Annotated in this window: 17 protein-coding genes; 15 read left to right on the top strand and 2 right to left on the bottom strand. The window is 40.0% G+C overall.

Annotated elements, in window-relative coordinates:
• The first annotated feature begins 5 nt into the window (after positions 1-5).
• The 10 genes from holA (at position 6) to BVC88_RS12400 (ending at position 12,135) form a co-directional block, all read left to right on the top strand.
• Positions 6-1,034: a DNA polymerase III subunit delta gene (gene holA / locus BVC88_RS12445; protein WP_075351031.1), complete on the top strand. Its 1,029-nt coding sequence runs from the start codon at positions 6-8 to the stop codon at positions 1,032-1,034.
• 113 nt (positions 1,035-1,147) lie between these two features.
• A complete protein-coding gene (locus BVC88_RS12440) occupies positions 1,148-4,135 on the top strand; it encodes a tetratricopeptide repeat protein (RefSeq protein ID WP_075351210.1) in 2,988 nt (995 codons plus the stop codon).
• A gap of 3 nt (positions 4,136-4,138) precedes the next feature.
• Positions 4,139-5,860 carry a hypothetical protein gene (locus BVC88_RS12435; protein WP_075351030.1) on the top strand — a complete coding sequence of 574 codons (1,722 nt, stop codon included), beginning with the start codon at positions 4,139-4,141 and terminating at the stop codon, positions 5,858-5,860.
• A 67-nt stretch (positions 5,861-5,927) separates the two neighbouring features.
• Positions 5,928-6,728 carry an SPOR domain-containing protein gene (locus BVC88_RS12430; protein WP_075351029.1) on the top strand — a complete coding sequence of 267 codons (801 nt, stop codon included), beginning with the start codon at positions 5,928-5,930 and terminating at the stop codon, positions 6,726-6,728.
• A gap of 1 nt (position 6,729) precedes the next feature.
• Positions 6,730-7,419, top strand: coding sequence for a MotA/TolQ/ExbB proton channel family protein (locus BVC88_RS12425; RefSeq protein ID WP_075351028.1), 690 nt, complete (start codon positions 6,730-6,732; stop codon positions 7,417-7,419).
• A 1-nt stretch (position 7,420) separates the two neighbouring features.
• Positions 7,421-7,810, top strand: coding sequence for an ExbD/TolR family protein (locus BVC88_RS12420; RefSeq protein ID WP_075351027.1), 390 nt, complete (start codon positions 7,421-7,423; stop codon positions 7,808-7,810).
• Between the two features lies 1 nt (position 7,811).
• Entirely contained in the window at positions 7,812-8,768 is a 957-nt protein-coding gene (locus BVC88_RS12415) for an energy transducer TonB (RefSeq protein WP_075351026.1), read from the top strand.
• 517 nt (positions 8,769-9,285) lie between these two features.
• Complete coding sequence (locus tag BVC88_RS12410; RefSeq protein ID WP_075351025.1) at positions 9,286-10,572, top strand: bifunctional folylpolyglutamate synthase/dihydrofolate synthase; 1,287 nt, start codon at positions 9,286-9,288, stop codon at positions 10,570-10,572.
• Positions 10,573-11,232 carry a tRNA (guanosine(46)-N7)-methyltransferase TrmB gene (gene trmB, locus BVC88_RS12405; RefSeq protein WP_075351024.1) on the top strand — a complete coding sequence of 220 codons (660 nt, stop codon included), beginning with the start codon at positions 10,573-10,575 and terminating at the stop codon, positions 11,230-11,232.
• 168 nt (positions 11,233-11,400) lie between these two features.
• Positions 11,401-12,135: a DUF3667 domain-containing protein gene (locus tag BVC88_RS12400; protein WP_075351023.1), complete on the top strand. Its 735-nt coding sequence runs from the start codon at positions 11,401-11,403 to the stop codon at positions 12,133-12,135.
• Between the two features lie 341 nt (positions 12,136-12,476).
• On the opposite strand, the gene BVC88_RS12395 is transcribed toward BVC88_RS12400, so the two are convergent.
• Complete coding sequence (locus tag BVC88_RS12395) at positions 12,477-12,695, bottom strand: hypothetical protein (protein ID WP_075351022.1); 219 nt, start codon at positions 12,693-12,695, stop codon at positions 12,477-12,479.
• 953 nt (positions 12,696-13,648) lie between these two features.
• On the opposite strand from BVC88_RS12395, the gene BVC88_RS12390 reads away from it, so the two are divergent.
• From BVC88_RS12390 to BVC88_RS12370, 5 genes are all read left to right on the top strand, one after another.
• Positions 13,649-14,668 (top strand): ComEC/Rec2 family competence protein, encoded by a 1,020-nt coding sequence (locus BVC88_RS12390; protein ID WP_075351021.1) that lies wholly within the window; start codon positions 13,649-13,651, stop codon positions 14,666-14,668.
• A gap of 3 nt (positions 14,669-14,671) precedes the next feature.
• Positions 14,672-15,364 (top strand): hypothetical protein, encoded by a 693-nt coding sequence (locus BVC88_RS12385; protein WP_075351020.1) that lies wholly within the window; start codon positions 14,672-14,674, stop codon positions 15,362-15,364.
• 85 nt (positions 15,365-15,449) lie between these two features.
• Complete coding sequence (locus tag BVC88_RS12380; RefSeq protein WP_075351019.1) at positions 15,450-16,343, top strand: hypothetical protein; 894 nt, start codon at positions 15,450-15,452, stop codon at positions 16,341-16,343.
• Positions 16,344-16,687: 344 nt separating this feature from the next.
• A complete protein-coding gene (locus BVC88_RS12375; RefSeq protein ID WP_075351018.1) occupies positions 16,688-17,068 on the top strand; it encodes a cupin domain-containing protein in 381 nt (126 codons plus the stop codon).
• A gap of 246 nt (positions 17,069-17,314) precedes the next feature.
• Entirely contained in the window at positions 17,315-18,652 is a 1,338-nt protein-coding gene (locus tag BVC88_RS12370) for a DUF6090 family protein (RefSeq protein WP_075351017.1), read from the top strand.
• A 138-nt stretch (positions 18,653-18,790) separates the two neighbouring features.
• Here the strand turns inward: BVC88_RS12370 and BVC88_RS12365 are convergent, their stop codons facing one another.
• Complete coding sequence (locus tag BVC88_RS12365) at positions 18,791-19,372, bottom strand: hypothetical protein (protein WP_139316567.1); 582 nt, start codon at positions 19,370-19,372, stop codon at positions 18,791-18,793.
• Between the last annotated feature and the right edge of the window lie 44 nt (positions 19,373-19,416).

The following is a 19,416-nucleotide window of genomic DNA, read 5'->3' as shown; positions in this document are numbered from 1 at the left end:
TTTCCATGCCCCATACACCCCAAGCTGTCCTCAAGGACCTGAAAGAGAAAAAGTTTGCTCCGATTTATTTTTTATCCGGCGATGAACCTTTCTTTATCGATCAGATTACTGACTTTATTGAAAAGCATGCGATTGCAGAGCACGAGAAAAGTTTTAATCAGATTATTCTCTATGGAAAGGATGTGACTGTTGGGGCGATTCTCAATAATGCCCGGAAATTCCCCATGATGGCCGAGCGCCAGGTAGTTATTGTTAAAGAAGCGCAAAGTATTCTTGATCTGGGAAAAGAAGAAGCCCAGCAATTGCTGATTAGCTATCTGGTCAACCCCCTTCCCAGTACCATTTTGGTGTTGGCTCATAAGTATAAAAAAATTGATGGTCGCTTGGCTTTAGGAAAAGAAATCGAAAAGCGGACCATCCATGTCAAGTCAGACAAAGTTACGGAATACAACCTTTTGAAGTGGATCGAAGGTTACTTTAAGGATTTGGGACACAGTATTGATCCACGTGCCGGACAATTATTGGCGGATTCGATTGGGAATAATCTGGAAGTGCTGACCAATGAGGTGGGGAAGATGCTGATTAATTTTAAGGAGTCTACCAGATTCACCACCGATGATATTTCCAAATACATTGGGATTAATAAGGATTATAACAATTTCGAGTTTTTGAAAGCTATCGGATTCCGAGACGTACTCAAAGCAAACAAGATCATCCAATACTTTGGGTTAAATTCCAAAGCACATCCGGTGATTCCTCTTTTTTCACTGATGTATAATTACTTTTCAAAAATCATGATCATCCACCAAGAGCGGAAAAAGGGAGCCAGTGATCAGCAACTCGCGAGCGTGCTTGGACTGCCTCCTTTTGTGGTAAAAGAATATGTGATCGCTGCCAGGAACTACAATTTGGGCAAGGTAATTGATGTATTTGAACACATAAAAGAAGCCGATCTTCGTTATAAAGGAGTTGATTCCGGAGACATGTCTCATGCTGAGATTCTCCGGGAGCTCGTTTACAAGATCTTACATTGATTACCTAAGCCAAACTATGAATCCGGCCATTTTGGAATAATAATAGTGGCTGTGCTCGGTGGTTTTCCACCTGGGATAGTCTCTTCCAATTGGCTAAAAATGGAGCTAAATCTATGAGATACCCCTTATTGCTCTTATTGAGCATTGGACTTGGTACTGGGACTTTTGCACAGTCAACCCTTTATCAAACCAGTCCGCAGCAATCGCTGGATCATAATCTGGAGCTTTTTGACAAACAGCTTTTTTCAGCAAGTTTGTTTGACAATTCCAGATTGCTCAACCAAAACATCAATTCTGAACAATACAAATCAGCCGATCTCCATCGAGCTATGTCGGCACTTCAGCTCGAAAGCCCTGATGGGCCAGGTTTGATGAAGAGTTATATTCTGGAAAATGGAAATCATCCCTCTGTAGCTACGGCAGGTTTATATCTCGGAGATCATTTTTTTTACAAAAGAAATTATCGGGAAGCGCTGGAAGGATATCAGCTGGTAGACGCTAGAAAACTCTCGCCGGCAAATCAGGCAGACGTGCTTTTCAAGCAGGGCTATGCTCATTTTCAATTAAAAAATTACGGACAGGCTGCTCCATTTTTTGATCAGGCTAAAACAATGAATCAGCCGATCAGTGCAGATGCTTATTATTACAGCGGCTTTATTGCGCTCGAAAATGGCAATACTCAAAAGGCAATTTCAGATCTACAGTTGGCGGCGACTTCTCCGTATTATGCCAACAAGGTTCCATACCTCTTGGCTGCGATGTACTACCAGCAAGGCAGCTATGAGCAATTAATTTCTTATGCCGAGCCTTTGGTAAGTTCGGGCCAAAACCTGGAGAAAAAGGAAGTCATCTATTTGTATTTGGCGGAAGCATATTATGCCAAGAAAGATTTCCAAAATGCAGCAAAGAATTACGATGCATTTATAAATTCAAAAAAGGGGGAGCTATCGAGACCGGAAATCTACAAGGCGGGAATCGCTCAATTTGAAATTCAAAACTACCAGCGAGCTACGGATTACCTTAAGGTATCTGCTTCAGCTACTGATGAGCTCGGACAAGCATCTAGTTATTACCTGGGCCATTCTTATTTGAAAGTCGAAAATTTCCAATTCGCATCCACCAGTTTCAGTGCAGCTTCCAAAACTGACTTCAACCCTCAAATCAAGGAGGATGCACTTTTCAACTTTGCGAAAGTCAATTTGCAGAAAGGTAGTTTTCAAGCTGCTATCTCAGCGCTGGATGAGTATTTGGACACTTACCCTTCCGGAAAAAATAAGGTTGAGGCAGAAAACTTACTCTCTGAGGCTTTAGTCAATACCAATGATTACCTACGAGCGATAGAGCAAATGGACAAGCTCTCCACCAAATCTCCAAGAATCAGAGCAGCTTATCAGAAAGTAGCTTTCTACCAGGGAATGGTCTATTACCGGGATCAAAAGTATAATCCCGCCTTAGCTTATTTGGACAAATCGCTGCAATACCCTGAAGATCCAAGCATAGCTTTAGAAACACATTTCTGGAAAGGAGAAATCAATTCCTCATCCGGGAATCTGGCTCAGGCCATCAAATCCTATGATGCTGCGATTGCAATGGGTAAAAAAACTTCCAGTGCCTACTTGACCAAAAGTCTCTATGGCTTGGGATATGCCTATTTTAATTCGCAACAGTATGGAAAGGCGGAGCAGGAATTTAAAACTTATACCGACCGTCTCAGAACAAGAGAGAACAAGGAAAATTATGACGATGCGCTTCTTCGATTGGGAGACTGCTATTATGTCCAAAAACGGTTTTCAGAAGCTGAGGCTACTTTCCAACGTGCGATTAATGAAAGCAATAAAGGAATCGATTACGCCTATTACCGATTGGCTGTAGTTCAGAATTTTCAATCGAAAAACCAGCAAGCACTCGGACAGCTCGATGTTTTGATCTCCAGATATCCCAATAGTCTTTACATCGAAGATGCACTGTTTCAGCGTGGTCAGATCAATATGGAGGAAACCCAATATCGAACTGCTGCAGTTAGTTTTTCTGATTTGATCAGCTCCAAGCCAAACAGTCCATTTGTTCCTTATGCCTTGGAAGGACGTGCAGTGGCTAATTTTTCACTGCAAAGCTACGATCAGACCATTGCAGATTACAAAACCATTTTAGACCAATATCCAAATTCAGAAAACTCTGAAACTGCCTTAAAGGGACTTCAGGAGACCTTGGCTTTACAGGGAAGATCTGCTGAGTTTGCTTCTTACTTGTCAAACTACAAAGGAGCTAATCCTAGCAGTGGCAGTGTGCAAACGCTTGAATACGAAGCTGCAAAAGGAACTTATTTTGATAAAAACTATGCACAGGCAACTCGGCTTTTTGAAAACTACCTAAGAAGCTATCCGGATGCTGCTCAGCGAGCTGATGTATTATATTTCTTAGGAGATAGTTATTCCCAACTTGGAGACAAAGATCAAGCGCTGGCACAATTCAGGCTTTTGGAAAAAGAGCCTGCTTCTCCGCAGCGAATTCGAGCAATTCAACGAATAGGCGCTATGGAATTGGAAAAAGGGAACTTTGCTCAGGCAATTCCTTACTTGCAGACATCGGTGGAGAATTCAAGAAATAAAGTGGAGGAAGCTGAAGCGGTTCAAGGCCTGATGATCGCAAATTTCCAGACCAAGAAATTCATGGATGCGATAACTCAGGCAGATCGCTTATTGACTCTGGATGGAATCATCCCTGAATCTACTCCTAATGCAATTTTGACCAAAGCAAAATCACAGAAGGAAATGAATCGAAAACCGGAATCTGAAACAACGCTTTTGGCTTTGGTAAATGAATATAAGACCGTTCAAGGAGCTGAAGGGCTTTATCTGCTGGCATTAGCCTATCAAGAAAACGGGGATATCAACCGATCGAATGATGCTATATTTGATTATTCAGGACCTTTTGTGGACTTCGACTACTGGTATGGAAGAATGTTTCTTTTGCTTTCCGACAACTATTTGAAAACAGGGGAGGACTTCCAAGCAAAAGCGACACTGGAATCAATCGTAGAGCGATCTACCAATGCAGAAATTAAAGCAATGGCACAATCCAAACTTCAAACCATTAAATAATCCATGAAGAAGCTACTATTTCCAATTCTTTTGGGCGGATCGTTTGGATTACTTCCAATGTTGTCTACTGCTCAGACGCAATCAAGAGGTGAGGTTCAGGATCAGGAGTTTGTGATTCGTAAAGACCGGGTCTTGACATTACCGGCACAGCCGCGGATTTTTGAAAAACTTCCGGTACTTCCGCAGCCTAAGGGTTTGACTGATTTTAATTATATGGTTTCAAGATATAATTTGAATCTTCAGCCTTTACAACTTGCAGCTACGCCCGCTCAAAAAAACTATCAAGCGCCTCGAATGGACTTGTATCCCGGATTTATCCGGGCTGGATACGGGAACTTTGTTTCACCACTTTTAGAGGTGAGGTATATGGGAACACAGGTTGAAGATTTCAATTATTCAGTTCAACTCAATCATCAGAGCTTTGGACAAGGTCCTGTTTTAGCGGAGCAATCCAAGGAGTCGCACACCAACCTTGGAGTTGATGGAAGTTATTTCGCAGATCTTTTTGAAGTGTATGGAGGTTTGAAATGGAAGCAAGATTCCTATCAGTTTTATGGCTTTGATACTACACTAGCCTCCAATATGGATATTGATTTGACGCAAATTCCCGGTAACGTATTGAATACTGTAGAAGTGAAAGCTGGAATTCGGGAAATAGAGAAAGTAGGTCCTTTTTATTACGAAGGAGAACTGAGTTTTAGAAATTTCAAAGACAGTTATCTGGCTGTTGAAAATGAATTTGGAATAAAAGGAAGTGGGAAATTTAGGGCAAATGAGGACTGGTCCGGAAAAGTGGATCTGGACTTTTACAGTACCAGTCCCGAAGATTTCAACTACGCTGAAACCAGAACCTATTTTGGAATCAAACCTACTGTTTCTTATAACTACGGCGAATTCAACTTTACCGCGGGACTGAATGTAGTTTCAGAAAATGATTCAATCGCTGATAAGTCAAGCAATTTAAGGGTTTTCCCTGTGTTGAAAGCTTCCTATCAATTCGCACCTGAGTTCGGATTTTATGGTTCTTTCACGGGCGATGTCAATCGAAATACTTACTATAGTTTCGTGATGGAGAATCCATTCCTGGGTCCGACAAATAGATTGTTAAATACGGTCAATAATTACAAAATTCAAGCAGGAATTGAAGGACAGTTTCAGGAGTCCTTTCATTATCGAGCAGGAATAGATGTCAGCCGATATAATCAGCTGTATTTCTTCGTCAATAATTACAGGATTAAAGTCATAGATTTTTCGGATGAAGAACGATTCAATTTGGTCTATGATGATAAAGTAGCCGTATTCAACATCAATGCAGAACTTGGATTCAAGATGTCAGATATTTACACTCTAGGATCAAGATTGGATTTGTATCAATATGACCTGAATCAGCAGGCAGAGGCTTGGCATCGACCTACTTGGGAGTTTAGAGTCAATAATCAGGTGACACCGATTGAGCGACTGATTGTTCAGGCAAATTTAAATTTCATGGGCGGAATCAAAGCAAGAGGAGCTTCACTGGGTGTTGAGATAGGAGGTCCAGAAACTTATCAAGTAGTCAAACTCAAATCTATTGCAGACCTTCAGTTAAAAGCTGATTACGGAATCACTGAGCGGATATCTATTTTTGCCGAAGGCAATAACCTGTTGAATGGACAAAATACCCGATGGCTCAATTATCCTGTCAGAGGTATTCAATTGGTGGGTGGAGCTTCCTTTAAATTCTAAGGTTTCTGGAATAGTGGTTGGGGTTTACAGTCAATTCGGTTAGTTTCGTAGGTTTCCTAGATATCAAATGAGCAGTAAAGACAATCCTGATAAAAATTGGTCCGATCCAAAAGACTATGGCCTCCCTTATGTGGAGATCTCACCTTTGAAATCCGGAGCTCCTGTGGAAAGCAAGGGGCCTGAAGAAACTGAAGAACACATAGTTTCTGAAGAATTAGAAACTATTGTAACACATCAAGTTCCGATAGAACCTATAATTATTCCGATAGCCGAGGATAAAAGCCCTAAAACAATTCCGAACAAACCATCAGAAGCTGCTAAAAAGAGCTCTTCCAGTTGGATTTGGGTGGTTTTAACTATTGCGGTTGGAATCATATTGGTCATCATTTGGCAAATGTCTTCTACTGTTAGTGAACCCGCTGAGGTGGTTGCTAAAGCGTCCAATCAAATGCCAACTGTAGTAGAAGAAAATCCTATAAATAATAATACAAATACAGGAATCCAAGAGGTTGAAAATCAAGATCCTATTGTGGATTCTACGAATTCCGCTACAGTAACTTTAGAAAAGCCCGAAACTGGTACAACTATTGATTATAAGGGAGAAGGAACTTTGGTTCGAATCGAATCAAAAGCAGATCGCCCTACTTATTTTATTGTGGTTGGAAGTTTGCCAAATGAAAGACTGGCACTGGAAGAATATCCGCAATACAGCAATAGAGCATCTACTGTTTATTTGATTCTGCCATACGATGATGTCAAAAACTATCGTTTAGCAATTGGTTCTTTTTCAAGCTTTACAAAAGCAAACGAAGAATTGGAACGAATCAAAGGAGACTACACAGAAGCTTTATGGATTTTGAAATACTAATATGATTCTACTTCAAACCCTCTCTGCTGATCCTTTATCAGCAGCAGATAGCCTTTCAATGGGCGCAACAGCGGAAAGCATTGGTTTGCTAGACCTTTTGATCAAAGGTGGCTACATGATGATCCCGCTTTACCTATTATTTATTCTTGCCATTTTCATCTTCTTTGAGCGACTTTTGACTTTAAAGAAAGCGTCTACGACTTCTTCACATTTGATGGATCAGGTTAAGGTGCTCGTGCAAAGTGGAAATACCGAAAAAGCTAGGATTCTCTGCGCAAGCGAGAATACCCCAGTGGCAAATATGATCGCAAAAGGAATCGAACGAATAGGTTCCCCTTTAAAAAACATTGAGGTATCGATTGAGAATGTAGGAAAAATCGAAATCTACAAACTGGAGAAAAACCTAAACTTATTAGCCACCGTATCCGGAGCAGCGCCGATGATCGGATTTTTGGGTACAGTGACAGGTATGATTCAGGCCTTTATTGCAGTGGCACAAGAGGAGGGAATGGTTTCTCCGAAATTGCTCTCCACCGGTATTTACGAAGCTATGATCACCACTTCTGCAGGATTGGTAGTGGGTATTTTAGCTTACCTAGGCTACAATTATTTGGTAGCTCAAGTTTCCAAATTGGTGCATAATATGGAATACTCTTCCATAGAATTTATCGACTTACTTCAAGATAAATAAGATGGGACTTCAAGCGAAAAACAAAGTAGATCCAGCATTCAGCATGTCCTCCATGACGGACATTATCTTCTTGCTTTTGATTTTCTTCATGCTTACTTCATCATTTATCACGCCTTCAGGATTACCGGTCAATTTACCTTCCAGTGAGACTTCAGATATTGTGATGCAGGAAGTGACGGTGACGATTACCAAAGATTTCAAGTACTCAGTGAATGATAAGATTGTCTCTCGGGAACAAATCAAAGCTGAGCTTACTTCCTTGTTGACTGGTAAAAAAGGTCAGGTGGTACTTCATATTGATAAGGAAGTGCCTGTTGAATATTTAGTAGAGATCGGTGGTATTGCTGCCGGGCTTGAAGCCAATGTTTCCATAGCAACAAAACCGTACTAAAATGCAGTATTGGGATTCAGATAAAATAGAGAGTGAAAGCAAGAAAAAGTCTTGGATAATAACCATTATCCTCAATGTGGCTTTGCTTTTGGCTTTTTACTTCATCGTTGTTTGGAAAGAACAAATCCCACCTTTGCCGACATTTGGTTTAGAATTAAACCTAGGCTTTACCCCAACTGGTTCTGGAGATCGAAATAGTCCCAATGCCCCTTCTGAGGTACAGACTCCAGTGACAGAAGCCGCTGCTCCGGGTGAGATTGCTGAAGCAGTGACCAAACCGGCAACTCCTGCACCAAGTCCAAAAACAGAAACAGCGAAACCAAAAACGGCTTCAAAACCTACTGTAAATCAAGCTGTAACTACGAAACCTTCCCCAATCAGAGGAGAAGAAAAAGCAACTGAAAACACCAAAAAGCCAGAGCCAGTGAAAACTGAACCTGCCAAAACTGTAACCACTCCTGCTAAAGCAGAAGCTGAGGAGACAGTTCAAAAAGCTCCTGAAAAACCTAAAGTGGATCAACGAGCGATCTTTGGAGCGGGGGGAACTTCCGGAAAAGGAACAAAAGCAGCTTCCGGTGGGGCAGAGGGATCTTCTACCGAAAAAGGTGATGCCGGAGATCCAAAAGGGACTGTAGATGGCAGAGCGATTATGGGCGAAGGTTCAGGAAAAGGAGTGGCCTCAGGTGCTGGATACAGTTTGGATCTGGCAGGATGGGACTTCGCTTCCAAACCTGCGATCAATGATCGGGTATCAACTCGAAATGGAAAGATCGTATTTAAGATTACCGTTGACGATGCTGGAAAGATTGTTCAGGCAGTTCCTTTGGAATACAATGTCTCCAATGAAGTCTTGGCTTACTACAGACAAGTAGTCAATCAGATCAATTTCAAAAAGCAAGGTGGGGCCGCAGCGGATTTTTCCTCAGGCAAAATCACTTTTGTGATTAAGATCGATTGATTTTTTTTTCAGTGGCTTTTTAAAGGTTTTTTTAACCACAAAGTATACGAAGGTTTACACAAAGGGCACTAAGGTTTTTTAACCACATAGAGGTTATAGAGAACATAGTTTTAATTCAAATCCCCGCGATAACGATGGCGGTTCCCATTCTCCATTCTCTTACTCTCCTAATCGCCATTTTAATTTCTCTATTCTCCAAAACCCCGAAAGGTATTTAACCACAAGGTACACGAAGGTTAACACAAAGGGCAAAAGGTTTTTTAACCGCATAGAGATCATAGAAAACATAGTTTTAATTCAAATTCCCCCGGTAGCAATGGCGGCTCCCAATCTCCTTTCTCTTATTCTCTTCCTCTCCAAATCCCCATTCCCTAATCCCCATTCTCTATTCTCTTATTCTCCTAATCCCTATTACCCAATCCCTTTTCCCTTAAATTCTCTCCCTATAAGATTCAGCCTAAAGAATCATTCCTTAGCTTTACGTTAGTAATTTTAATCCTCGATCTCGCTTCTCAATATGAACTATCAGGAAACTCTGGAGTACCTGTTCAATTCTTTGCCCAACTTCCAGCGAGTTGGCGCTCCAGCCTACAAAAATGACCTCAACAATACCTTGGCCCTCTGTGCGCATCTGGGGAATCCGGAACGCCAATTCAAATCCGTGCATGTCGCCGGGACAAATGGCAAAGGGAGTTCTTCGCATAGCATCGCAGCGATTTTGCAGTCGGCAGGCTACAAAACGGGACTTTACACCTCTCCGCACCTAAAGTCTTTTACGGAGCGCATCCGCGTGAATGGGATCGATATTCCTGAAGAAGAAGTGGTTCTATTTGTTGCCGAAAATAAGGCCTTCATGGAAGAGCTGAAGCCAAGTTTCTTTGAGATGACCGTCGCCATGTCCTTTTGGTATTTTGCAAAAGCCAAAGTAGATATTGCCGTCATCGAAGTGGGGATGGGAGGGAGACTGGACAGCACCAATGTCATTATACCTGAACTGAGCTTGATTACCAATATCGGCTACGATCACATGCAGTTTCTGGGGGATACCCTAGCCCTGATCGCAGGGGAAAAAGCAGGTATCATCAAGCCGAAAGTTCATGTAGTCATCTCCGAAACTCATCCGGAGACTCGCGCAGTTTTTTTGGAGAAAGCAAAAAATGCGGCTTCTCCCATCAGTTTTGCTGATCAAATCTGGTCTATTTCAGCCTCCCAATTGCTAAATGGTAAAGCGAATTTTATCGCGAAAAAGAAGCAGAAGGAATATCAAATCCAACTGGATCTGATCGGAGCCTATCAGCGCTACAACCTACCGGGGATTTTGGAATCCATCGATACCCTCCGCAGCCTGGGTTGGGAAATCACTGATGAGCAACTGAAAGCAGGTCTTTCTAATGTCACAGGGCTAACTCAATTAAAAGGGCGCTGGCAGATTCTTCAGGAAAATCCGCTGATGATCGCAGATACGGGGCATAATGAACCCGGAATGGTAGAGATTTTAAAACAGCTGAAAACCTATTCTTACCGCCAACTTTGGATGATTATCGGAATGGTGCAGGATAAGGATATTCGAAAGATTCTGGCTCTTTTCCCGACCAATGCTAAATATGTATTTGTAAAAGCACAAATTCCGAGAGCAATGCCTGCCGAAACTTTGGCTGAAACCGCTGCTAGTTTTGGGTTAAAAGGTAAAATCATCCCCGATGTGAATGAAGCCATTGCTTTTGCCCGAAAAAAAGCGAGTACGGATGACCTTATATTTATTGGAGGGAGTACTTTTGTGGTCGCAGAAATCGACGAGATCTAAATGAGCAGAAAGAAACTGGTTCGCTTCAAGGAAAATGAGGCTAATCCCAATGTTGTACAGCCCGGAAAAGCAATTTTTGAAACGATCAAAGGCAATTGGAATGAAATCCAATTTCAAAATGATCATCCACTAGTCGTCGAATTAGCCTGCGGCAGAGGAGAGTTTACCGTCGGCTTGGCTCGGAATTTCCCTCATCAGAACTTTATCGGTGTAGATATCAAAGGCAGTCGAATCTGGAAAGGCAGCTCCATCGCCACTGCAGAGGGCATCAGCAATGTGGGCTTTCTTCGCACGCAGATCGAGTTGCTGGATGCTTCCTTCGCTCCGGACGAGATCTCTGAACTGTGGATCACCTTCCCCGATCCATTTCCCCGAGATGGAGACGAGAAGCGCCGATTAACTTCTCCGCGCTTTTTGGAGATGTACAAGCCCCTGTTGAAGCAGGAGGGTATTATTCATTTCAAGACTGACAATACTGGCTTATTTGACTATACCTTGGAGCTCTTCCAAAGTCGCGAAGACATCGACCTGATTGGCTTTACTCATGATTTCTACCAAAGCGAATGGAAGGACGATCACTTCGGGATTCAAACCCGCTACGAAAAGATGTTTTCTGACAAAGGCGAAAAGATCAAGTACCTGAAGTGCCGCTTTGTATAATACCTTTTCCCCAATCCCCATTCTCTTAATCTCGCTTTCCCTATTCTCCAAATCTCCCTTTCCCTCTTTATATTTATTTGATATTTTGAATTCCATATCGCCTAAAAGGGAATAATTTTACTGAGGCCTAAACTCAAGGGCTAAAGGGAAAGATTAATTGAACAAAGAATGGATTGTAAGAATTGTGGATCAAGTGTGACAGGGAATTATTGCAGCAATTGCGGGCAAGCTTCAAAAGTCACTAAAATCAATCTTCCAAATTTTCTAAATGAACTCTCTGAGAGTATTTTTCAAGTAAACAGAGGTTTTTTTCACACGATTTGGGCCTTATTTTTTAGACCTGGAAATACCATTCGGGAATTTCTGGACGGTAAGCGGAAAAATTACTACAAACCGATTCCCTTTGTATTGGTGCTGTCTACTGTTTATTTTCTGATATCTCAGCTTGCCGAGCAGAACACCCTAATCGAAGATGTGATCTCGGGCTTCTTTGCCTATAAAGCAACAGAGGGGTCCGAATTGCCGGCGTCACTGCAATGGTTTTCTGCAAACTACGCCTACACTACCTTACTGCTTATTCCGATTTTTTCCTTGGCTTCACAGCTCGCATTTTTTGGGTTTCGGAGAAATTACCTCGAGCATATCGTTCTCAATGCCTACATCACCGGTCAGCAGGCAGTTTTATATTCAATTTTTATTTCACTAGAAATATTCATTACCAGTGATATTTTGGAAGTAATACCCCTCTTTCTTTCTATTACATATGCCTTCTGGGTATTTTGGCAGTTTTTCGATACCGGCAATCGAGCAGTCAATATCCTCCGTTCATGCTTGACTTACCTGTTCTATTTAATCCTTAGCTCGGGTATTTTGGCAGTCATTGGGGATAGATTGATAGGGTAGAGGGGATTCTTTGAAAAAATATTGGATTCAATTGGAGGGGAATTGATCCGAAGTTTGAATTGAAAAATTTGAAATACTTGTGCGCTGTGGTGGATTGAAAAATTACTTCCTCACTTGCAAAAAAAAAAAAACATCTCCATAGGAGCGTGATATGGGTAGCCCCGGGTTTTAACCCGGGGTATTAGGTGTAAAATCATTTTCCCCTCCCGCGCAGAATTTCAATCTGGAAAGCGTCATCCGATACGGGAGGATGGAAACGTTTCTTTTCACAAATTAAAAATCCCAGGATAGAAATTCGCCATTGCAACTGTCGAATAGCAGTTGGAAACGTCTTTTTATTTTCACCACAAAGCCACAGAGGACACAAAGGTTTCACAGGAAATAAGATTAGAAGATTTGAAATACTTGTCCGCTGTGGTGGATTGAAAAATTACTTCCAATCGAAACTGGTAACAAGTGCCGAAGGTACCAAACCATTCATGACCATGGGCGTAGCCCGTAGTAACAGGAATCCCACCATATTCCCCTCCCGCGCAGAATTTCAATCTGGAAAGCGTCATCCGATACGGGAGGATGGAAACGTTATTTTTTATTTTTTTTTACCACAAAGCCACAGAGGCCACACAGGTTTTCACAGCGGAATTTGAATTGAAAAATTATTCCAATTCTGATCTAGCACCAGCGCCGTAGGTGCTGAAGCTCGGTAGCCATGGGTGCAACCCATGGTAAAATAAAACCCCATTTCATTCCCCTCCCGCGCAGAATTTCAATCTGGAAAACGACAGCTGGTGCGGGAGGATGAAAACATTTCTTTCTACGGATTAAAAATCCGAGGATAGGAATTCGACATTGAAAATACCGAATAGCATAGATAAAATGTTCAACACTTAACATAAGGTGTTCAAGACTCAGGTTTAAGTCATTTTCACTCAAATTCAGGTGTTCAACACTCAACTTTAGGTGTTTAGGACTCAGGTTTAAGTCTTTTTCACTCAACTTTAGGTGTTCAACACTTAAGTTCATGTGATTATGACTCAAGTTTCATTGATTTTCATTCAACTTAAGGTGTTCAAGACTCAAGATCAGGTCTTGATCATTTAAAATAAGGTCTTCAACACTCAACTTAAGGTGCTTATGAATAAGCTAAGGTCTCAAAGACTCAATCGATCAAAAAATGGCTTAGCAGAACAAGCATCAAACTGTAAGAGAGCTCCTTTTTTAAGCCCTCCTAATCCCTAATCATCAATTCCTAAGCCCTCTCAAAAAAAATAATCCGACATTTTTCGTCGATTTACCTAAAAACCCTTGTTTGGAAACTAATCCCTCCTTATTTTCAAAGACTTTTCAGGGTCAAAAAAGGTAGCCTTACCTGATTTTTAAGAAAATATAAAATTACCAAAGGTGCATTTAGTTGACCAAATTGAGGAAATAGATAAACAAAAGGTATGGCAATAAATAAGTTATGCGAAAGCCTAAAACCGATATCACAACATTAAACCGACAAATATAAAATATGGCGACAATACATTTCTTAAACGTACTTGAAGGAGACTGTAATATTATTCAACATGACTCAAACAGGACTACTGTTATTGACATAAGTAATGGCTATAATGACTATGACACAGCAGAAGAAATTGCTGTTAAAAATTCACATATTAGAAAAGACATGTACTTAAGGACACAAGTTCCTTCAGATAAAAAAGACTATAAACAAAAAGCACAACCTGATAATCCTATATTTTATCTTAAGCAAAAAGGGATAAAAAATATTTTTAGGTTTATTGTTTCACATCCAGACATGGACCATCTGGATGGGATTAAAGACCTTTTTGAAGAATTTAATGTTGGTAATATTTGGGATACAAACAACAAAAAGGAAATATCTGATAAGGCTAACTCTGGAGGATATAACATAGAAGATTGGAAGTTTTATAAAAGTATTAGAGATGGAAAAATTACACCAAGTACACGATTGACATATTATTCAGGAAACTCTAACCAATACTTTAACGAAGATTACATTGAAATTTTATCACCAACTCCTGCAATAATAAAATCATGTAATGAAAAAGGAGATTGGAATGATTCATCTTATGTTTTACTTTATACTCCACCAAAAGCTAATGGAGGACATTGGAAAATTTTATTTGCAGGGGACAGCGAAGATTTGACATGGGAACATATAGTTAAAAATCATTCAGAGAAAGTTAAAAATATTGATATTCTATTTGCTCCTCATCATGGCAGAGATTCGGATAGAAACTTTGATTTTCTAAAATCGCTAACACCTTCGATTACTCTTTTTGGAAATGCTAATTCTAAGCACTTAGCTTATGCAAAATATCCTGGGACAAGAATTACTAACAATCAAGCAGGTTATGTAGTTTTAGACATTTCAGACCAACACATAAAACTATATGTCAAAAACGTTGATTTTGCAAAAGATTTCCGTGCTAAACGTGGATGGGAAATATCAACATTTAATACTATACATCAAGCATATTTTTTATGTCAAATAACAGCAAAATAAATCATGGCAATAAATAGTTATTACTTAAAAGCACGACTTTTCCCAACTGTATTGACATCAATACCAGCGATAATACTATACAATAAGTTTGTATCATCTATCTATCACGACAAGCTGGCAAACATATACACTGCACTTCCAACGGTTACTGACATTATATTATCATCTGCCATTGTGTTTTTGCTTGTTCAAATAAATCGTTTCCTTTCCAAAGAGATATTTCAAAGACTTTATTTCAAAGATGAAATTTATATGCCAACAACTAACTTATTACTGAAATCAAGTAACGAACTTGAAACGAGTATAAAGCAAAAAATTGAAGACAAAATAAAAAGTAAGTTTGACATAAATCTTTTGACCAAAATTGAAGAATCTGATGACGAACCAAGAGCAAGAAAACTAATTGCGACTACTGTTTCACAGATTAGAAATGTGCTTAGAGACAATTCTTTACTATTACAACACAACATTGAATACGGATTTTTCAGAAACCTAATTGGTGGTTCATTTCTGGGGTTTGTAATTTCAATAATTATTCTTATTTCTTCATATTACACAGGAGATATTGAAACAAGGAGTTTAGGTTGGATTTTAACCTCAATTTACTTTTTACCAATTTTACTTAGTAAAGTCATTATAGACAAATATGGGAAATACTATGCGAAAATTCTGTATGAACAATTCTTAACTATCTAACATGCAGACAGACGACAGAAGAAGGCCATCGCAAATCTGCAAAATCTTGGCTATCATTAAAGATGCACTTAATTAATAAAATTTTATGAATATTAAAGAGACACTTGATAAAATTGAAAGGAACCTTAGTAAATTGAACTATACATCTTCATATGTATCGACCCAAAATTCAGATTTAAATTATACTGCCAAAAATCTGATAACATTAAAAGACGCAGTTAACGAGCTTTCAGATATTGATTTTATTGGACAGCAAATTGGCACGCTCAAATCTTCTGCACTTTTTAAAAACTACAGAGACGAAGATGCCTTTAATTCATTAGAAAATGGAAAAATCAATCGTATGGTTGAAGAATTGAAAATTGGGCTTACCTTTTTACTCAAATATTACAATTCTGCAATTATAGGTAAAGACAATGTTATCGAAATTAAACTACCTGATACAAATAGCTTTGATGAGTTGTCAAAGGTTTCAATTGACCTAAAAAAAGCAATTGAATTTCCAATTTTGGACAGCAACACTGGCGGTAATGTAGAAATTCTAACTGCAGAAAATGGCTCAATATGGATTATAGTTTCTGTAGGAACTTTTGCTGCAGTTAATTTAGTTGCATCTATATGTTGGGCGGCCGCTGTAATTAGAAAGAAAATGGCGGAGGCAAGTATTTTGGAAGCTCATGTTAAAACTTTGGATTTAAAAAATGAGGTTTTAACAGCTTTAGTCGATGCGCAAAAAAGACAACTCCAAAATATAATTCAAGGAGAAGCAGAGGCAATTGCTTCAAAGCACTATGACATTAAAGACCCAGAAACAATCGCTCGCTTAAAATTATCCTTAGAAACAACAGCAGATTTGATAGACAGAGGAGCGAAGATTTTACCAAACTCAAGAGAAGAAGAAATAAAGAAAGCTTTTCCCGACTATAGTAAACTTGCATTAATTGAATCAAGTATAAAACAAATCGCTTTAGGTGACTAACAGCAGCCATCACGAGTTTTGCGTAATACAGGCTGAATTGTAAACTTGTAGCTTTGTGCCTCTTATGAACTTAGTAATAAATTGAAACTTGGTGCTTCGTAATCCCGCCCGAACGCAAAGCCCTGATAGGAGTAGTGTTAACAGTTTTGTTCAATCCCCCTCAAGCCAATGGAAATTAACTGATCTTGATTAGCTTAAAAGATCAATACACCGCATTGGTAGAAAAGCCATGATTACTTTATTTCGAAAAATTTGCTAAGAATTATTGAGAAAACTAATCTCCATCTCAGCGTAAAAAAAATCCATTACGAGACTGAAGTTCGAATTTGAATAAAATAAATCGCATGAAACAGAAAATACTTTATTTGACCATAGGACTCCTGATAGGAGTAGTGTTAACAGTTTTGTTCAATCTCCTTACTAAGACAAGCGGACAAAAACTCGAGAAATTACCTACACCATTCTACAGTGTTTTATTTGAGAACGAACATATTCGAGTAATTGACCATAAATTAAATCCCGGCGAAACTGAGCCAATGCATCAGCATCCCTCCATGTATGTGTACTTTCTGGAAGATGCGGAAGTGGAAATAATTGGGCCTGACGGAAACAAAACATCAGAGTCGCTGAAAAAGGAACAAAACTTCCTAGCCCCGGCACTTTCCCATTCAATCGATAACAGAGGTAATACTGTACTCCATTCAATATTGGTCGAATTAAAATAAAGGTGCTACTTCTCGGTGTAGTCAGGTCGTATCCATGGGCGTAGTACCGCTCTGGGAGTTTTAGCTTGCCTAGGTGTTATCCAATCCCCCAAATCAATCTCATTTCCAATCCATTCACCTTCCCTAAAATTTCAAACGATTCCTATCCAGCCCATATTTTTTCAGCCAAAAAACCCCTCAAGCCAATGGAAATTAACTGATCTTGATTAGCTTAAAAGATCAATACACCGCATTGGTAGAAAAGCCATGATTACTTTATTTCGAAAAATTCGCTTTGAGTTGATGAATAAAAACAAACTGGAGAAGCCCGTCTCACAGGTAGGTAGGTACCTGAAGTATGCTTTTGGAGAGATTTTGCTGGTGGTAATTGGAATCCTGATTGCCATCCAAATCAATAATTCCAATCAAAAGCGTCTAGATCGTGAAGCTTTGGAAGGCTACCTCAACAGTATTGCCCAGAACATTGACAGCGATCTGAAAAAAGCTCAAAAGATCAATGAAATACGACTTGAGCTTTTTCCCAGAATCACTTTGATCAATCGAAGGATGGCTTCGGACTATTATCAAATCCTGTCCGAAGTGTATGGCCAAAACATCAGCCCGGAGTACCGCTACAGTGTAGAAAACCTGGATTTTATGTCCCGAGCCATCAATGATGCGTGGACCAATATCTATTTGACCCCCGACCTCAGCGGATTTGAGTCCTTGAAAAACTCCGGTTTCCTGAGTCAACTTCAAGGCACTGACTTGGAGAAACTGCTTTCCAATTACTATAATTTACTGGAAGAGCTCACCACCCTGGAGAACAATTACAATACAGGCCTTCAGAATTCTTTTGAGCAATTTATCAATGCCGACTTGCCTGGCACCTATGCTTTTTTCAGTCCAGGTATTCGGGAATGGGAACGAGAGTTAGGAGGGCAGCTACCGGCGATGGTAGATGGGATAATTGAGCATCCTTCTTTAAGACCTATTTACTTTTGGCCTTATAAACTCATTGTGAAATACGAAAACCTCATGATCAAAGGGCAAGCCTTGCATGAGATGCTTGTAAAAGGAGAAAAAGACTTTTCCAAGGAGATCAAGCAGCAGCTGGAACAGGTTTTTGATGAATACGGAGAAGCTCCTTATCCTAAAGTCATGAGAAATGGTGTGAACCCCGATAGCTATAATTATGCAGCAGCAAGTGCTTATAACAATCAGGGGGTGAATATACAGTTCCTAGGAACTCATATGGCTGTTCAGTTTGATTTGGAACCCTGGGCTGTTGCCTACTGGTTTTTGGGAAATGGGGTAGTGGACCCCAATCGGGTCAAAGATTATTCAAAATTCAAAACCCTTCGGCTCAAGCTGAGAGGGGTGAAAGGAGGAGAAAAAATAGCAATCAGCCTGAAAGACAAATCCAATCCGACGGATGGAAGCGAAACCAAAGTACCGCTGACGTTGACGAATGAGTGGCAAATCTATGATATCCCGCTCAGCAGCTTTGCGCCAACCCGCTTGGAGGAACTTTTCATAGTCACCTCAATTATTGTGGAAAACCAAGCCTGCGTGATAGAGGTGGAGACGATTGAGTTTTTGTAGAAATCAATTTTGAAATGCAATTAAAAACAAGTCCTTTTCAATCTGATTTACTTTCAATTTCTAGATTAAAGCTGGAATCCGAATACAAGAGTTCACAACGAGACAGCGACGAAAATTGGATTTTGAGAACGGGGAGTGTTAGTTTTTCTTTACTCTAAGCTGAATTTCATCAAAGTATATTTTGCCATAAAGGAGCGAAGGCATAAACAGATATACTTGTACAGATTGTGCATCCTTTGGGAAACTCTCCAACCTTGCAGTTAATGGCGTCCAATCAAAGTTGCCTCCAAATTTAATCTGATTGCTGGCTGAATAGGTGGCTCCACTAGCATCGCTTTTTGTAAATACTTTAAAATAAATAAAAATATTACGGTCTGGCGTAAAGTTCCTGATTTCTTCCCCCTTGAGAAAAGCCGTCAGCTCTAAGCTGCTTCCAGGTGCTGGCATAGGTCCGGTATATTTTTGGGTCCAAGTGCCTGTACCACTCATCGTACTATCCTGATTTTCTATAAATAGAGATTGGTTTCCAGTGAAAAAAATCCCCTTGCTAACTCCCATGTTTGTACCGCCTGATTGATCCATCTGCCAGGGAAGTATTGAGCCTCCAGCTGAGGATAGATTAGTATTCGCAATAAGTTGATATCCTAGTGGAAGGTATTCTTCAGATGAACAGCCCACCCAAAGAAGTGAAACGATAAAACCCATTAAAATTTGCTTCATATCGAGCGATCGTTTGATTATATGCCTTGGCGAATATTGCATTA

The sequence above is a fragment of the Algoriphagus marinus genome, assembly GCF_001936475.1.
Taxonomy (GTDB): domain Bacteria; phylum Bacteroidota; class Bacteroidia; order Cytophagales; family Cyclobacteriaceae; genus Algoriphagus; species Algoriphagus marinus.
Note: the sequence above shows the minus strand (reverse complement) of the source record. Positions and strands in the feature narration are given on the sequence as shown.

Bases quoted from the DNA above. Each gene is read 5' to 3' on its own strand.
- holA (WP_075351031.1), top strand. From the start codon at position 6: ATGCCCCATACACCCCAAGCTGTCCTCAAGGACCTGAAAGAGAAAAAG.
- BVC88_RS12440 (WP_075351210.1), top strand. From the start codon at position 1,148: ATGAGATACCCCTTATTGCTCTTATTGAGCATTGGACTTGGTACTGGG.
- BVC88_RS12435 (WP_075351030.1), top strand. From the start codon at position 4,139: ATGAAGAAGCTACTATTTCCAATTCTTTTGGGCGGATCGTTTGGATTA.
- BVC88_RS12430 (WP_075351029.1), top strand. From the start codon at position 5,928: ATGAGCAGTAAAGACAATCCTGATAAAAATTGGTCCGATCCAAAAGAC.
- BVC88_RS12425 (WP_075351028.1), top strand. From the start codon at position 6,730: ATGATTCTACTTCAAACCCTCTCTGCTGATCCTTTATCAGCAGCAGAT.
- BVC88_RS12420 (WP_075351027.1), top strand. From the start codon at position 7,421: ATGGGACTTCAAGCGAAAAACAAAGTAGATCCAGCATTCAGCATGTCC.
- BVC88_RS12415 (WP_075351026.1), top strand. From the start codon at position 7,812: ATGCAGTATTGGGATTCAGATAAAATAGAGAGTGAAAGCAAGAAAAAG.
- BVC88_RS12410 (WP_075351025.1), top strand. From the start codon at position 9,286: ATGAACTATCAGGAAACTCTGGAGTACCTGTTCAATTCTTTGCCCAAC.
- trmB (WP_075351024.1), top strand. From the start codon at position 10,573: ATGAGCAGAAAGAAACTGGTTCGCTTCAAGGAAAATGAGGCTAATCCC.
- BVC88_RS12400 (WP_075351023.1), top strand. From the start codon at position 11,401: ATGGATTGTAAGAATTGTGGATCAAGTGTGACAGGGAATTATTGCAGC.
- BVC88_RS12395 (WP_075351022.1), bottom strand. From the start codon at position 12,695: ATGACGCTTTCCAGATTGAAATTCTGCGCGGGAGGGGAATATGGTGGG.
- BVC88_RS12390 (WP_075351021.1), top strand. From the start codon at position 13,649: ATGGCGACAATACATTTCTTAAACGTACTTGAAGGAGACTGTAATATT.
- BVC88_RS12385 (WP_075351020.1), top strand. From the start codon at position 14,672: ATGGCAATAAATAGTTATTACTTAAAAGCACGACTTTTCCCAACTGTA.
- BVC88_RS12380 (WP_075351019.1), top strand. From the start codon at position 15,450: ATGAATATTAAAGAGACACTTGATAAAATTGAAAGGAACCTTAGTAAA.
- BVC88_RS12375 (WP_075351018.1), top strand. From the start codon at position 16,688: ATGAAACAGAAAATACTTTATTTGACCATAGGACTCCTGATAGGAGTA.
- BVC88_RS12370 (WP_075351017.1), top strand. From the start codon at position 17,315: ATGATTACTTTATTTCGAAAAATTCGCTTTGAGTTGATGAATAAAAAC.
- BVC88_RS12365 (WP_139316567.1), bottom strand. From the start codon at position 19,372: ATGAAGCAAATTTTAATGGGTTTTATCGTTTCACTTCTTTGGGTGGGC.